This window comes from Syntrophaceticus schinkii (assembly GCF_000946815.1).
GTDB lineage: Bacteria > Bacillota > DSM-12270 > Thermacetogeniales > Thermacetogeniaceae > Syntrophaceticus > Syntrophaceticus schinkii.
In genome coordinates this window covers 58911-73417 of record NZ_CDRZ01000250.1, presented here as the reverse complement: position 1 = coordinate 73417, position 14507 = coordinate 58911, and the positions used below count along the sequence as shown (strand labels likewise).

General features: G+C 48.8%; 15 protein-coding genes, 1 tRNA gene and 1 pseudogene. 4 read left to right on the top strand and 13 right to left on the bottom strand.

Going from position 1 to position 14507, the window contains the following annotated elements:
* Nucleotides 1-78 precede the first annotated feature (78 nt).
* From secF to SSCH_RS11050, 13 genes and pseudogenes are all read right to left on the bottom strand, one after another.
* The gene (gene secF / locus SSCH_RS11115) at nucleotides 79-951 is read right to left on the bottom strand and encodes a protein translocase subunit SecF (protein WP_044665504.1); all 873 of its coding nucleotides are present in this window, start codon (nucleotides 949-951) and stop codon (nucleotides 79-81) included.
* Between the two features lie 15 nt (nucleotides 952-966).
* Nucleotides 967-2277 carry a protein translocase subunit SecD gene (gene secD / locus SSCH_RS11110; protein WP_232294374.1) on the bottom strand — a complete coding sequence of 437 codons (1311 nt, stop codon included), beginning with the start codon at nucleotides 2275-2277 and terminating at the stop codon, nucleotides 967-969.
* A 23-nt stretch (nucleotides 2278-2300) separates the two neighbouring features.
* Nucleotides 2301-2972: an HD domain-containing protein gene (locus SSCH_RS11105; protein ID WP_044665503.1), complete on the bottom strand. Its 672-nt coding sequence runs from the start codon at nucleotides 2970-2972 to the stop codon at nucleotides 2301-2303.
* A 45-nt stretch (nucleotides 2973-3017) separates the two neighbouring features.
* On the bottom strand, nucleotides 3018-3491 hold the full coding sequence (locus SSCH_RS11100) for a type II toxin-antitoxin system PemK/MazF family toxin (RefSeq protein ID WP_052835585.1): 474 nt from the start codon (nucleotides 3489-3491) through the stop codon (nucleotides 3018-3020).
* Nucleotides 3488-3673 carry a hypothetical protein gene (locus tag SSCH_RS11095; protein WP_044665502.1) on the bottom strand — a complete coding sequence of 62 codons (186 nt, stop codon included), beginning with the start codon at nucleotides 3671-3673 and terminating at the stop codon, nucleotides 3488-3490. Before SSCH_RS11095 ends, SSCH_RS11100 begins: the two co-directional genes overlap by 4 nt.
* A 164-nt stretch (nucleotides 3674-3837) precedes the next feature.
* Nucleotides 3838-4950, bottom strand: a complete 1113-nt coding sequence (gene tgt, locus SSCH_RS11090) for a tRNA guanosine(34) transglycosylase Tgt (RefSeq protein ID WP_044665501.1) — start codon at nucleotides 4948-4950, stop codon at nucleotides 3838-3840.
* Nucleotides 4951-4963: 13 nt separating this feature from the next.
* Nucleotides 4964-6016, bottom strand: a complete 1053-nt coding sequence (gene queA / locus SSCH_RS11085) for a tRNA preQ1(34) S-adenosylmethionine ribosyltransferase-isomerase QueA (RefSeq protein ID WP_408645729.1) — start codon at nucleotides 6014-6016, stop codon at nucleotides 4964-4966.
* Between the two features lie 136 nt (nucleotides 6017-6152).
* Complete coding sequence (locus SSCH_RS11080) at nucleotides 6153-6668, bottom strand: epoxyqueuosine reductase QueH (RefSeq protein WP_044665521.1); 516 nt, start codon at nucleotides 6666-6668, stop codon at nucleotides 6153-6155.
* 5 nt (nucleotides 6669-6673) lie between these two features.
* Nucleotides 6674-7721, bottom strand: a pseudogene (gene ruvB / locus SSCH_RS11075) (Holliday junction branch migration DNA helicase RuvB).
* A 4-nt stretch (nucleotides 7722-7725) separates the two neighbouring features.
* Complete coding sequence (gene ruvA, locus SSCH_RS11070) at nucleotides 7726-8328, bottom strand: Holliday junction branch migration protein RuvA (RefSeq protein WP_044665500.1); 603 nt, start codon at nucleotides 8326-8328, stop codon at nucleotides 7726-7728.
* Nucleotides 8325-8843 (bottom strand): crossover junction endodeoxyribonuclease RuvC, encoded by a 519-nt coding sequence (ruvC, locus tag SSCH_RS11065; protein ID WP_044665499.1) that lies wholly within the window; start codon nucleotides 8841-8843, stop codon nucleotides 8325-8327. Before ruvC ends, ruvA begins: the two co-directional genes overlap by 4 nt.
* A gap of 140 nt (nucleotides 8844-8983) precedes the next feature.
* Nucleotides 8984-10390 (bottom strand): MFS transporter, encoded by a 1407-nt coding sequence (locus SSCH_RS11060; protein ID WP_156972249.1) that lies wholly within the window; start codon nucleotides 10388-10390, stop codon nucleotides 8984-8986.
* 579 nt (nucleotides 10391-10969) lie between these two features.
* Nucleotides 10970-11058: transfer RNA gene (locus SSCH_RS11050), tRNA-Leu, on the bottom strand.
* A gap of 191 nt (nucleotides 11059-11249) precedes the next feature.
* On the opposite strand from SSCH_RS11050, the gene SSCH_RS11045 reads away from it, so the two are divergent.
* From SSCH_RS11045 to SSCH_RS16835, 4 genes are all read left to right on the top strand, one after another.
* Nucleotides 11250-11915 (top strand): GntR family transcriptional regulator, encoded by a 666-nt coding sequence (locus SSCH_RS11045; RefSeq protein ID WP_232294373.1) that lies wholly within the window; start codon nucleotides 11250-11252, stop codon nucleotides 11913-11915.
* 23 nt (nucleotides 11916-11938) lie between these two features.
* Nucleotides 11939-12937, top strand: a complete 999-nt coding sequence (locus SSCH_RS16845; protein WP_052835584.1) for a transglycosylase domain-containing protein — start codon at nucleotides 11939-11941, stop codon at nucleotides 12935-12937.
* 46 nt (nucleotides 12938-12983) lie between these two features.
* On the top strand, nucleotides 12984-13850 hold the full coding sequence (locus SSCH_RS16840; RefSeq protein ID WP_232294372.1) for a transglycosylase domain-containing protein: 867 nt from the start codon (nucleotides 12984-12986) through the stop codon (nucleotides 13848-13850).
* 77 nt (nucleotides 13851-13927) lie between these two features.
* Nucleotides 13928-14326 (top strand): hypothetical protein, encoded by a 399-nt coding sequence (locus SSCH_RS16835; protein ID WP_052835582.1) that lies wholly within the window; start codon nucleotides 13928-13930, stop codon nucleotides 14324-14326.
* The last annotated feature ends 181 nt before the right edge of the window (nucleotides 14327-14507 follow it).

The following is a 14507-nucleotide window of genomic DNA, read 5'->3' as shown; positions in this document are numbered from 1 at the left end:
TAGTTCCTAGTTCCTTTTTCGATTAAAATATTTCTTCTAGTCTTCTGGAAACCCTTGTCGGGCCATAGTAGTTAAAGGCTATGCGTCAGTTCTGATGCTCTCCCCACGCAACCTGCGGTAATCATACCACAAGGGGCTCGAAATAAAAATGGAGGAGTAGCATCCTGCAATAACCCCGATCAGCAGAATGGTAATAAAGCCCTTGATCGTCACCCCACCGAAGACCAACAAGGCAACCAGAGCTAGAGCAACAGCAACAACGGTATTGATTGACCGCGCCATAGTCTGCATAATGCTGTTATGAATGAGCTCATCCAGTGATTCACTTTTCTTGCGCTTGCCCATATTCTCCCTGATGCGGTCGAAAAGAACAATAGTGGCATTGATAGAATACCCGACAATTGTCAGCAGTGCGGCAATAAACGCCCCATCCACCTCCAATCCGAACAGGGAAACCAACCCCACAGTCACCAGAATATCATGAACCAAAGCAGATACTGCAGCAAGACCTGAAAGCAGTTCGAAGCGAATAGTAATGTAGACGATCATCAAAGCAAAAGCGATAGCCAGAGATAGTATCGCCTTGTTCCGCAGTTCCTTACCAACGGTAGGCCCTACACTCCGATTTTGCAGCATTGTATAACTGCCGAACTTTGATTCCATATTCTGGAGCAAACTTTTGCTCTCCTTCTGGGAAAGATCCTTTGTGCGGATCATGATCACATTCCCTTCACCCTCCTGTACTCTGCTGTCTTGAGGAAGGCCGGCATCCTTTAGAACCGTACGGACATCTCTGACTTCTACTTTCTGTTCAAACCGGAGTTCAATCAGACTGCCACCGGTGAAATCGATTCCTTTATTCAACCCCTTGATTCCAAAAGAGATCAAGCCCGGTATAATCACAAGCAGGGACAGTAGATACCAGTATTTTCGCATCTTAACAAAATTCATATTTCCGCCTCCCTCCTAAACACCGTACGCCTTAGGATTGACCACCAGCCGCGATCTGGCTACCAGATGCAGTACAAAACGCGTGAAGGTGATCGCCGTAAACATACTCACCAGGATACCAATGCTCAGAGTAACTGCAAAACCCCGGATGGGTCCAGTTCCCAAGAAGTACAGCACTGCCGCAGCGATCAAAGTTGTGACATTGGAGTCCAGGATCGCCCTGAATGCATTGTGGAAACCGGCATCAATGGCCGACCGCAGGGTCTTTCCGGCCCGCAGTTCCTCTTTCAGGCGCTCATAGATAATAATATTTGAATCCACCGCCATCCCAATAGACAGAATAATTCCCGCTATGCCTGGGAGCGTCAGAGTGGTGTTGATCAAGATAAAGATCCCCACAACGATCAACCCATAAACGATCAACGACAGGTCAGCAATAACACCAGGCCACCTGTAATAGAGGAGCATGAATAAAAAGATTGCGGCCACACCGATGATACCGGCCTTCAAACTGAGATCCAAGGATTCCTTACCAAGGGTAGGCCCTATACTCCGCTGTTCCATCAGTTCAACATCTACCGGAAGGGCACCCGAGCGCAAGAGCAGGGCCTCCTCCTGTGCCTCTTCCAAGGATTGATATCCACCGCTGATCTCTGCATTTCCACCTGAAATAGGCGTTTTAATCACCGGGGCAGTAAGCAGTCTGTCATCAAGGTAGATAGCCAGTGTTCTGCCTACATTAGCAGTTGTCACTTTTTCGAAGGTTTTGGCGCCCTCTTTATTAAACTCCAAAGCTACATATGGCTCATTAGTGTTAGGGTTCAGCTGAGCCCGGGCATCCTTCAGGTGTTTCCCGGTTAATACTGTTTCACCGTCTTCGGTCTTGAATTCCATGTGAGCCGTCCTCCCCAGCAGTTCCAAAGCCTCATCCGGATCCTTGACACCAGGCAGTTCCACAACAACCCGATCACTGCCCTGTTTTTGGAACAAGGGCTCGGTCAGCCCGTAAGCATCGATCCTGTTTCTGAAAACACCGATCAGTTTATCTACAGAATCTTTGGTTACCGGGGCCTCCGGGGTGGGTTTTGCCTGATAAACCACATGCACCCCTCCACGTAAATCCAATCCTAACTGCTCTTTCAGTTTTCCTGCTATGGGTTTCGTCAAAAAAACAGCAGCACAGAGAATTGCCGCAACCATAAAGAAAAATAATATCGTCTCCGGCCAGCTGATACCGGTTTTTGTCGGCGGCCCAGCTGGCACAGTCTGCGGTTTTCTCGGTGGCTGTACTGTCTTGGCTGTCTTTTTACCCTTTTTACCTGCCACAAATTTCTCTCCTTCCTCTTGGCTTAAACCAGCTTTTTCCCATTTATTTCAAGCGCAAATGTGCAGCCTAAAAATTCAGCCGCTCGCCTGCACATGAACATCCTGCTTAAAAATATTTCAAAGTAATCCATCACCGGACTGATCCGGGGGTCAATGTCCAGTTCCAGCGAAATATGCTTGTCCTCCGCATCAACCCTTAAAAAAGAGCGCTCCACAGCGTAATTTACCCGGTCATGGATATCAACCCCTATGCTTTTATCGCTTCGCACCCTGGTCCTATGGACATCGGACTTATCGGCAAGTATCAAGGCTGCTGCTACACTGTTGACCGGCTGCCCTGTCTGCTCATCATGATTTCCAATGGCTGCCACCACAGTAAAAAGCTCATCAGGACACATCTCTAAGTCATCCAGTATATAATAAGCGAGTATCGCCCCGGAAAGATGGTGACCACTCCTATTCACCGAATTCCCAATATCGTGCATATAACCTGCGATACCGGCCAGTTCCGCCTCCCGCTCGGAGAAACCCAGGAGCCTGAGAACATTATAAGCAATGCTTGAAACAAGACTGATGTGTCGAAATCCATGTTCAGTGAACCCCATGACTTCCAGGTTTTCATTGCCGACACTGATCAGAGTTTTTACAATAGGATTCTCTTTAATATCCTCTAGTGTAACATAATTCTCCTGCACTTACTTGCTCCTCATATCAATTCTCATCTTAATTGTTTTTCGCTATTACCCTGAAAAACCCTTTTTTCTTGAATAATCGATCTTTTTTGGTGTAGTGAGCAGTCTCCACTTCCTTCGCAGCTGCTGTTTCGCCTGTAAGCGCTGTACTGTACTCAAACCCAGGCTTAACTTGATTGCTTCATCGACCCGCTTCATCACCCCTTTATCTATCTGCCCCAGGTAATTATTCCTATCCAGGAGTGTTTTATCGATGGTTCTGATCTGAGTGAAAGGGGCAATATGATCCCTGGCTAAACCATTACCCCCTCCTGCTTTGATCTCCACTGCCAGCAGCATCTTTTTCAACGAGACATTAAGAAACAAGGGAACAATGATCACAGAATTGCAGTATAGATTGCCGATATCATTTTGAATCACAAGCACAGGCCGCTTGACCCCCTTGCTGCTGTCTGCCGTGGTCAGCTCGATCAGGTAAATATCACCCCGCTCAATGATAAACCTCTTTGTGATGGTGTTCACCACCCCTCCCCTGTTCCTTTTTCGATCTCTTCCAGCAATTTATCCTCCTGCTCCCGCCAGCAGTCAGCTGTACTTGTGAAATAATCCCTCATTTGTAGATATTCACAGCGCAGGCGGTGTCTCCCCTTTAGCTCAAAGAGATATGATAAAAAATTATCAAGAATACCAGCTGGGTTCACCATATTATCACTCCGATGGCGTCAGAAATGCACCGGGGACGGTTCCTGGCGCATTTCTGCAGTAATGCGATAACAGGACTTCGACTCTTCTATTACCACTTATTGGACAAGGAGCGAAATCGTTCCTGCTGCATCTTTTGTCTCATTTGCTGTACTTTTGTTGACCGTTATATTGAATACTGATCTAAAAAAGCATTCTTCTCTTCTTCGAAACAGCCATCCTTAATAGACCGGCGTATTCTTTCCATGACGCTCAATGTAAAATGAAGATTGTGGATCGTCAAAAGACGCGGTCCCAGTATTTCTCCTGCATTAAACAGATGGCGGAGATACGCTCTGCTGTAATGCTTACAGGTATAGCAGTCACAATCCGGCTCTAAAGGTGAAAAATCCTCCGCATACTTCGCATTTCGCACAACCACCTTCCCCTGCCAGGTAAAAGCTGTACCATTGCGGGCGACCCTGGTGGGCAAAACACAGTCAAACATATCGATCCCGTGGGCGACCCCTTCCCAGAGACAGTCTGCACTTCCCACACCCATCAAATACCTGGGCTTGTTTTCAGGCAATAGGGGTGTTGTATATTCCAGCAGTTCATACATGATCGACTTCGGTTCACCGACACTCAAACCCCCGATGGCGTAACCAGGGAAATCTAAACCCGTGATCTCCCTGGCGCTGCGCGCCCTCAGCTCCGGATAGACACTCCCCTGGACGATCCCGAAAACCACCTGGCCAGGAGCGTGAGGAGCTTTTAGACAGCGCTCCGCCCAGCTTGTTGTCCGCTCCAGCCCTGCTAAGGCATCCTCATAGGAGCAGGGAAAGGGAGAACACTCATCAAAGGCCATGGCGATGTCTGATCCCAAAGCTGCCTGGATTTCCATAGATTGTTCGGGGCCGATGAAATGCTTGGACCCATCCAGATGGGACCTGAAGTGAACCCCCTCATCTGTGATCTGCCGCAGGGAAGACAAGCTGAAAACCTGAAACCCCCCACTATCTGTAAGAATCGGCCTCTGCCAGTTCATGAATTTGTGAAGCCCCTCGGCCTGGCGGATAATTCCCATGCCGGGTCGCAGGTAGAGGTGGTATGTATTGGAGAGGATAATCTCCGCTCCCAACCTCGCGACCTCATCCGGAGTCATCGTCTTTACAGTGGCCTGAGTCCCAACCGGCATAAAGGCCGGGGTATGAATCTTCCCCCTCGGTGTATTAATGACACCAAGACGAGCCTTGCTTTTAGATGATTTTTTCAGTAGATCAAAATGAAAAAACCCCAACTGGGGCACCTCCTTACAGGATCAGCATGGCATCTCCATAGCTGAAAAAACGATAACTCTTCTCCACAGCCTCGCGGTAGGCAGGCAACACTTTATTATAACCCGCAAAAGCACAGACAAGCATTAGTAATGTAGAACAGGGAAGGTGAAAGTTGGTAACAAGGCCATCGATCACGCGAAAACGAAAACCCGGGTAAATAAAAATACTGGTCCAGCCTTCCCCAGCACCAACAGTTCCATCATCCCCGGCTACACTCTCCAGCAGGCGCACTGTAGTGGTCCCCACAGCGATTACCCGCCTGCCATTCTGTCGCGCTTCATTGATCAATGAAGCATTATGAGCATCAAGTCTCCAAAACTCCGCATGCATCCGGTGGTCCTCCACCTTTGGTACATGTACCGGCCTGAAGGTTCCCAATCCCACATGCAGCACCACAAAAGCAAACTGTACACCCTTATCCTTCAACTGCCCCAGGATCTCTTCTGTAAAGTGCAGCCCGGCAGTGGGGGCAGCAGCAGAACCCAGGGAGCGGGCATAAACCGTCTGATAGCGCTCCCTGTCCATCTCTTCGGCAGGCCTCTTAATATAAGGGGGCAGGGGCATTTTGCCGATTTTAAACAGCTGATCCCAAAACTCCTGCTTGTCCTCCACAAGGAAGTTGATAATGCGCCCCCCGCTGTCTGTGCGCTCACCGATAACTGCCCGCAGTGCTTCACCAAAAATAATCTCCTCCCCCTCCCTGGCATGGCGTCCCGGCCGGACCAATGCCTCCCAAGTACAGGGTTCCTTTTCATCCAGAAGGAGCACTTCCAATTTTCCGCCTGTTTTGACCCTCCTGCCAAAAAGCCGCGCTGGAAAGACCTTGGTCTCATTGAAAACCAGGAGATCCCCTTCTTCCAGGTAATCCAGAATATTTTTAAAGTGTGTATGATTTATTTCCCCGGATTTTCTATTGAGCACCATCATCCGGGAGGCATCCCGCTGCGCCGCCGGGTACTGTGCAATCAATTCTGTAGGCAGATCATAATCAAAATCACTTACCAGCAATTCACATTTCCCTTTCATGGTAATCTTTCATGGTGACAGTCACCTTTTATGCAGTTTATTCATCCGATTATTCATTGATCCAGCATTTCTAGCGTCGCAGCAGCAAATTGAACACAAGTGTCAAGACCAGGCTCAGAATCAAACAGAGTCACAGTTATTCATAGCGCTCCTGTTCACTGTACAGGCAGCCACAGTACTGCTGGCGGTAGAGCCCCATCTCTTTGGCCTGTCTTCTCCCTTCACTGAAACCCTTCCTCCAGTCGAAGTAAAAAAAGGGTATCCCTTCACCCTTAGCCACAGCTTCTCCCAGTTGTCTTATCAGATCGTGCTTCTGCCAGGGACTGACCAGGAGAGTTGTGGTAAATCCATTGTACCCCTCAGCTTTAGCTCGGGCTGCTGTCTCCCGCAAGCGCAGTAAATAACAAATACCGCAGCGGTCTTTCTCTTTAAAGGATACCTCCTGAAAGTAAGTCTCCGGATGATATTCCGGAGCAACAAGAAGAGGAATATCTAACTGCCGCGCCATCTCCTCAGTTCCTTCCCGCCTTCTGGCATACTCCTGGAAAGGATGGATGTTAGGGTTGTAATAATACCCCTTAACCTTATACCCCTCTTTCAATAAATCCTGAACCGGGTAAATAGCACAGGGTCCACAGCAGATATGCAGCATAATCTTCACTTTCCATCATCCCCCGCAAAAAGAGTTTGCTGTTTTGTACCTTCCTCACCAGGGAAAGGAATTCCCAGGTGCCCATAAGCCAGGGGAGTTGCCACCCTGCCTCGGGGTGTGCGCTGCAAATACCCTACCTGAAGCAGGTAAGGCTCATAAACATCCTCAACAGTTCCCGACTCCTCTCTGGCAGCAGCAGCCAGAGTCCTCCAACCCCACAGGGCCCCCCTGAAACTTGTGAATGACAGTCTCCAAAATAATGCGGTCTACCTTGTCCAGTCCGGCCTCATCCACATCCAATCGCTTCAAGGCTTTCCTCACCAGATCCCTGTCCACAGCTACAGCACCGCTCACTTCGGCGAAATCCCTGATTCTTCGCAGCAGCCTTGTGGCGATCCGCGGTGTCCCTCGGGCACGCCGCGCGATCTCCAGAGCGCCATCCTCACTCAGTTCCATCTCCAAAAGCTTGGCAGCCCTCAACACAATCTGGTGCAGGTCCTCCACCGGGTAGTAGTCCACCCGCAGAATGATCCCAAAACGGTCCCTCAAAGGCATACTGATTAAGCCTGCCCGAGTTGTTGCACCGATCAATGTAAAGGGAGGCAGATCGATCCTGAGTGATCTCGCTCCTGGCCCCTTCCCGATCATAATGTCCAAATTATAGTCTTCCAATGCCGGGTAAAGGATTTCCTCCACAATCCTGGGCAAGCGGTGGATTTCATCAACAAACAGAACCCCATCGGGCTCCAGGTTAGTCAATACCGCAGCCATATCCCCTGCTCGTTCCAGAGCAGGGCCAGATGTGGGATAGAGCGGCACCCCCATCTCCCTGGCGATAATATGAGCCAGGGTGGTTTTACCCAAACCAGGCGGCCCATAGAGCAGCACATGATCCAGGGCCTCTTTCCTCTGGCAGGCTGCTTTAATAAAAACCTCCAAGTTTTCCTTGAGCTGCTTTTGCCCGACAAACTCCCGCAGTGAGCGCGGCCGCAGAGAACTCTCTGCATCCTTCTCCTGGGGAAGGTCAGCAGCGGATACGATTCTCTCATCCATTAAACTACACCTTCTTCCCTAATTCCCGAAGCGACAGGCGCAGAACTTCCCCTACAGAAGCACCCTCCGGAATTTGGGGCGGCAGCTTCTGCAGCACACCCCCTACCTCCTGACGGCTGTAGCCGAGGGACAGCAGTGCCTGGGCAACCTCATCATAAACAGGATCCCCATAACCCTTTTCCGAATCCTTGATAGGAGAGAGCGGTTCGGGAAGCTTCCCCTTCAATTCCAGGATCAGCCGCTGTGCTGTCTTCTTCCCCACACCAGGCACCTGCAAGAGGGGTTCCACTTCACCGCGCTCCAGAATAGCAGCCAGATCCTTCCCCCGAAAGGTATCAACAATTGTTAAGGCTACCTTTGGCCCAATCCCGCGAGCCTTCAACAGCGCACGAAACATAGCGCGGTCCTGTAGTGTCGGAAACCCATACAGCTGCAGCAGGTCCTCCCTTACATGAAGGTGTGTAAAAAGCTCAATCTCTCCCCCTGCAGCAGACAGCTTCTGCAGTAAACTTAGAGGCACCGCAATTTCATAACCGACACCCTGCACTTCGAGTAAAACACGATCCTCATCTATACCCAAAACATTTCCTTTTAAATAAGAAATCACCGTTCCTCACCCCACTTGCTGCCCTGATGTTCCAGCTTACTGGCAGTGCGGAAAATATAGTAATGGCACAAAGCCGCTGCCAGAGCATCAGCAGCGTGGTCAGGCCGCGGCACCTCCTGCAGCCTTAAAGTCATCTGAACCATGCGCTGCATCTGGCTTTTATCCGCCCTGCCATAACCTGAAATCGTTTGCTTGATCTGTAAAGGCGTATAAGAAAAAACCTCAATCCCCTGGTGAACTGCTGCCAGAATCACCGCTCCCCGGGTATGCCCCACTGTGATGGCTGTACGGGCATTCTTGCTGAAAAATATCTCCTCCAAAGCAACCGCACCCGGCTTGAAATGTTGGCAGACACCGGAGACACCATTATAAATACCGGAAAGGCGCTCAGGCAGGTCATGTTTCTTATCGATCTTAATGACACCACAATCAACCAAACCCGCCTTTCCCCCTTCGATTTTTATGACTCCGTAGCCAGTGGAAATCACACCTGGGTCAATCCCCAGAATAATCATAAGTAAAACCTCCCAATTTGAGGATTCGCCCTCTCGTACCCTGTTCCTTCTTATTACACGCTCGTTTGGTTCAGGCAAAGATGTCTTCCAGGGACACCGGAACTGCAAAAAGCTTGTTCCTGGGTGCCCTTTTAATCGGATTAGTCAGAAGCTTGTTCCTGATGCCCCTCCTGATCATGTACCTTGCCCCGGGCCAGAGAGGCAGCGATCCCCAAAACACAGAGAACAGCGAAAATAATAAAGGAGAGATGTATGCTCTTCAAAAATAAAGGGAAGCTGCCTGGAGCAACCTGCATCCCTCCCAGGTACAGGGAAAAAATCAGGGTGACAACACCCATGCTGAACATCTGCCCCAGCAGACGCATGGTGCCGATAATCCCCGAAGCCACACCATAATATTTTTTCTGCACCGCACTCATCACAGCATTGGTGTTTGGTGAAGAAAACAACCCAAACCCGAAACCCAGCAGAACCAGACACACAATTAAATACCCCAGTGATGTATCTTTAGATAGGGGTATCAGCAGCATGATACCCAGTGCCGAAAATCCCATTCCTATAGATGCCACAAGGCGTGGTTCAAACCGGTCCGAAAGCCTTCCAGCTATAGGAGAAAAGATAAACTGCATCAAAGGCTGGAAAACCAGGATCAGTCCGGCCTGCACCTCACCGTACCCCTGAATATACTGCAGATAAAGGCTCAAGATAAAGCCTACAGCAAAAGTTGCACTGTAATTGATCAGTGCTGCCAGATTGGAAAAGGTAAAAGCCAGGTTATTGCGAAAGAGCCGCATTTCTAAAACCGGACTTTCCACCCGCAGCTCCCGCCAGATAAAAAACAGCAATCCCAATACTCCTGCCCCCAGCAGCAAGAAGCCGGAGATGCTGGGAACCTTGGAAAAGCCATACATCAGTGCCAGTATCATGCTCCCATAAAGGAGTGAACCCGCCAGGTCAAACTTTTCTCCTGCTGCCTCCACCCATTCCCCTTTCAGCTTGCTGAGGACGAGAATGATGACGAGAACTCCCAGCGCTGCCGTCACCATAAAAATACTTCTCCATCCCATGTAATGGGTAAAAAGCCCCCCCAAAGTTGGGCCCAGAGAAAGCCCCAGATAAACCGAAGCCACATTGATCCCTAAAGCCTTCCCCCGCTCATTTAACGGATATACAGAAATCAGGATGGCCACTCCGGTCCCGAACACCATCGCACTGCCTAACCCCTGCAGCACCCTCATCACTAACAACAGGTGAGCATTGGGGGCAAAGACAGCCAGCAGTGACCCCACTGTAAATGTGATCGTACCGAAGAGAAAAATTCTTTTTCTTCCATAGATATCGGCGATTCTCCCGAAGGGAACCAGAAAAACTGCAGTGGCCAGGAGATAGGAGGTCACCAACCAGCTCAGGTAAACCACATCCATGCTGAACTCCCTACCTATTGCAGGCAGGGCAATATTCATCGATGACCCGAGAAAAGGTGTGATAAAAGAACTGACAGAAGCAACAAGTAATGCTACTCTTTTGGTGACTTTTTCAGTAGCCACTATTTCTCCTCCGGTGTAATATTTAAGCTGCAAACTACACAACAATATCATTATACCTGATCTCATTATAAAATCAGCCAGTCATTTCCTGAGCGTGACAAGGGGGCGGCAGACTGTGTGAAAACCATTTTGCCTCTTTCCATCCCCCCACTTACGACCAAATTTCGGTTGTTTTTAGGGATAAGGGACACCAATTATCCTGCTATTTCAGTTATGTCTCCTTTATGGCTGCTGAACTGGTGATTTGGGGAGTTGTCACACAGTCTGACGGTCCGTTTGGCAAGACAGACTTTCGGGCAAGCTTTTTGATAAACTTGATGCAACAGATCAGATCAGAAGGCCACCATGAATTACCTTGAGCTTTACAAAAGCGGAGAGTTGGCCCGCCGGATTGACGAACTGAAAGAATTACTGGAACCCTGCAGGCTCTGCCCCAGAGAATGCGGCGCATCCAGGATACAGATAATAACCAGCACACTAGATCGTGACAAAATGACCGTTCCCTTGTCATCCCCTAGTCACATCACATTCACATAAGAAAAAAGCGTGACAAAAGGGCCGTCCCCCTGTCACGCTTTATGGTGCCGAAGGTGGGAGTCGAACCCACATGTGGGGTGAACCACGGCGGATTTTGAGTCCGCTGCGTCTGCCAGTTCCGCCACTTCGGCAATTTCATATATCATATATCATTGACGAAACTAATTATACTGGAAACCTGTTCACTTTTCAAGCATTCTCATTCACTAATTTAAGCCACGCTCACCTAGGTGCCCACCAACCACTATTTCCTCTCTTTCCGACCCGGTCCCAATATGCTATACTTTTTAAAAGGAATTTTTTTCGGAGGGAATGAATCTTTGTGTCTGAAGGGTTGCCCCGTAATAGATCCGCAAAATATATCAAAATTGCTGTAGATATCGCCACCTGCATCGCCCGGGGGGAATACCGGGAAGGGCAAAAAATTTTAGGGCGATCATCGCTGGCAGGGAGATATAGTGTATCTCCAGAAACAATTAGACGAGCACTTGCAGTTTTAGAGGAAAGAAAGATTGTAAAACTTCAGCCTGGTGTAGGGGTCATTGTCAGTTCTCAGGTTGCCGCGGAAGACTACCTGGCTGAATATGGCCAGCACCAGATACTGGAAGATATTCAAAAGGCCCTGAATATGTATCTTGAGGAACGAAGAAAACTCGACCTAAAAATTACCCAACTGACTGACGAACTCCTGGAATACACCTTTAAAATGGCAACACGTTTCCAGCGTATTCATGAGTTTCGAGTTGAGACAGGATCTCCTTTAGTCGGAAAGAGTCTGAAAAAAGCGGAGTTTCGCACACTTACAGGAGGTACAATTTTGTCGATTCACCGCAGCGGCCGCGAAATCGTCTCTCCTGATGCCGAAACTGTTATCAAAAAAGATGATGTGCTTACTGTTGTTGCACCTGAAGAAGCCATCGAACATTCCCAGGGATTAAAACTAACTCCCCTTTCAGGCCCTACTCGTTTAATGGAGATTCCCGAGTAAACCACTAAGGTAGGTGATCGATCATGCCAGACAAAAATGCAAACGCCAGGCGTTCTCCTAAAAAAAAGAAGAAAAAGCTCAGTTTTTCACGAATTGCTCTGCTTGCGGTTATTCTAGTGGGGATAATTCTTTTATGTGTTGGATGTACTTATGTAGCAGGTGCGGTTTATTCTCTACCTGATTGGGACCCTCAAAAGCTTGAGGGAAGTGAGTCTACTATCATCTACGACCGAGAAGGACAACCCGCATCCCGCATATACGCAGAAGAAAACCGCACTCCGGTTAGTCTCAAGGATCTTCCCCCCTATCTTCCTGATGCCTTTGTTGCTATTGAGGACCATCGTTTCTTCAGCCATCACGGTGTAGACGTAGAAGCCATCGGCAGAGCCTTTGTAGCCAATATCAAAGGGGGGATCGGATCAGAGGGGGGCAGCACCATTACCCAACAGCTGGTCAAGAATTCCTTCCTCACACACGAAAAAACCTTTAAGCGTAAGATCCAGGAAGCTATCCTGTCACTCCAGGTAGAACACCGGTATTCTAAGGATGAAATTCTCGAGTTTTATCTAAATCGCATTTATTTTGGAGATGGAGCATACGGAATTCAAACCGCAGCACAACACTATTTTGGCAAAAGCGCAAAAGAACTTTCCCTGGCAGAAAGTGCACTTCTGGCCGGGATTGTGCGGAGTCCCAACAACTACAACCCTAACCAAAGCAAGGAATTAGCCAAAAAGCGCCAGAAGCTTGTCTTGAGCACGATGGCCAAACACGGTAAAATTGCCCAGCAAGAGGCTGAACAGGCCAAAGAAGAAGAACTACAGTTTAAAGAAGGAGCCACAACCAGCTACTCTTTCCCGTATTTTACTGATCATGTTATCTCGGAAACAAGAAAAAATTCTCCAAGAGCAAGGCATCTCCGCGGAAACATGCCAAAGCCTCCTTTATCGTGGAGGACTAAGGGTTTATACAACTCTCAATCCGCAAGTTCAGATAAAAATGGAGGATCTCTTCTCCAATAGCGCCAATTTTCCAAAAGATCAAAATAATCAACAGGTACAAGGTGCTATGGTGCTCCTGGAAAACCGCACAGGAGAAATTCAAGCTCTGGTGGGTGGGAGAAATCATACACAGCAGCGCTCCTTTAACAGGGCAACACAGGCCAAACGCCAACCGGGTTCTGCCATTAAGCCTCTGGTTGTTTACGCCCCGGCACTGGAAAAGGGATACACCACTGCACTTTCCCTCTTGGATGCGCAGGTCACTATAGGCAAAGATACTTTTAAAAATTACGACCATAAATACAGTGGATGGATTACCATGCGTACAGCGGTACAGTGGTCGAAAAACACCTATGCCGTGAGACTGCTGCACAATATGGGAATCGACTATGGGCTTGAATTTGCCAAAAAGCTCGGGATTACCAGCTTTGATTCCCGGGACCGCAACCTTTCCCTTGCTTTAGGTGGGATCACCTATGGGATTTCCCCTCTGGAAATGGCAGGAGCATTTGGCGCAATCGCCAATCAGGGCATTTATATCGAACCCCACGCGGTAATAAAGATTGTCGACCGCAATGGAAGTGTACTATATGATGCACATCCCCAGAAACGGGTTGCTATGTCTGAACAGACAGCCTATATCATGACCGACCTGCTTCAAACTGTTGTCAAAAGCGGAACCGGGACAAGAGCCAGGCTGAACCGGCCTGTTGCCGGTAAAACCGGTACCACAGAAAATACAAAAGACATCTGGTTTATGGGGTATACCCCTGAGTTTACCGGTGCAGTTTGGATGGGATTTGATCAGGAAGAAACCATTAAGGACTCTGCTGCAGCGGGAGGATCATTCCCCGCACTTATCTGGAAGGCAGTCATGCAGAAAGCCACAGAAGGGATCCCTGTGAGTAATTTTCATAAACCCTCAGGCTTATAACAACTGCCATTTGCACTAAATCGGGAAAACTGGCCAATGCCTTCTGCCCTGAAGACCAGCTGCTCAAAGACATATTTGTGGATGGGTCACAGCCCAAGGAAACCTGTGATCTCCATGTACAGGTAGAAATCTGTGCTGACACCAAAATGCTGGCCAACCCCAACTGTCCTCATAAAATAAAAGCAGTTTTTCTTAAAGGGGATAAATCCGGGGAACAGCTGCCAGAAGAGGTCTGCACCAAACATGGGCCAGAGGCCCAGCAAAAAATCACTGTTAAGGTATGCACTGACCCGCGCCATAATGGTGTCCTATACCTGGCGAATATACCGGGTCTATTGGAAACAGGTGGTTGCTCACATGAATTTATCGAGGAGCGCACATTTTTAGTTGATGAAGCACCAAAAACGCGTTGCCCGCTGCAGGATCACCAGGTAGAAAAGAAATCCTTGTTCAATGGTGATGCCAACAAAAGGTAGCATTAAACAAAAGGCAGCACCTAAATGACAGCAATGACAGCAATGCCAGCAGATACCTTAGGACTGCTGGCATTTTCTATCCTTCGCCTTTCATCCCACCCTTTCTAGGGTGTGATGACCATCTTCAGCCGGCATCTTTGATCCGGCATCCTTCGATGAACCAGAATCCCACGACTAGTCG

What these genes read in the sequence shown, in the direction of transcription:
- secF (WP_044665504.1), bottom strand. Translation starts at nt 951, where the DNA reads ATGAATTTTGTTAAGATGCGAAAATACTGGTATCTACTGTCCCTGCTT.
- SSCH_RS11095 (WP_044665502.1), bottom strand. Translation starts at nt 3,673, where the DNA reads ATGGTGAACCCAGCTGGTATTCTTGATAATTTTTTATCATATCTCTTT.
- queA (WP_408645729.1), bottom strand. Translation starts at nt 6,016, where the DNA reads ATGAAAGGGAAATGTGAATTGCTGGTAAGTGATTTTGATTATGATCTG.
- SSCH_RS11080 (WP_044665521.1), bottom strand. Translation starts at nt 6,668, where the DNA reads ATGCTGCATATCTGCTGTGGACCCTGTGCTATTTACCCGGTTCAGGAT.
- ruvC (WP_044665499.1), bottom strand. Translation starts at nt 8,843, where the DNA reads ATGATTATTCTGGGGATTGACCCAGGTGTGATTTCCACTGGCTACGGA.
- SSCH_RS16845 (WP_052835584.1), top strand. Translation starts at nt 11,939, where the DNA reads ATGCCAGACAAAAATGCAAACGCCAGGCGTTCTCCTAAAAAAAAGAAG.
- SSCH_RS16840 (WP_232294372.1), top strand. Translation starts at nt 12,984, where the DNA reads ATGGTGCTCCTGGAAAACCGCACAGGAGAAATTCAAGCTCTGGTGGGT.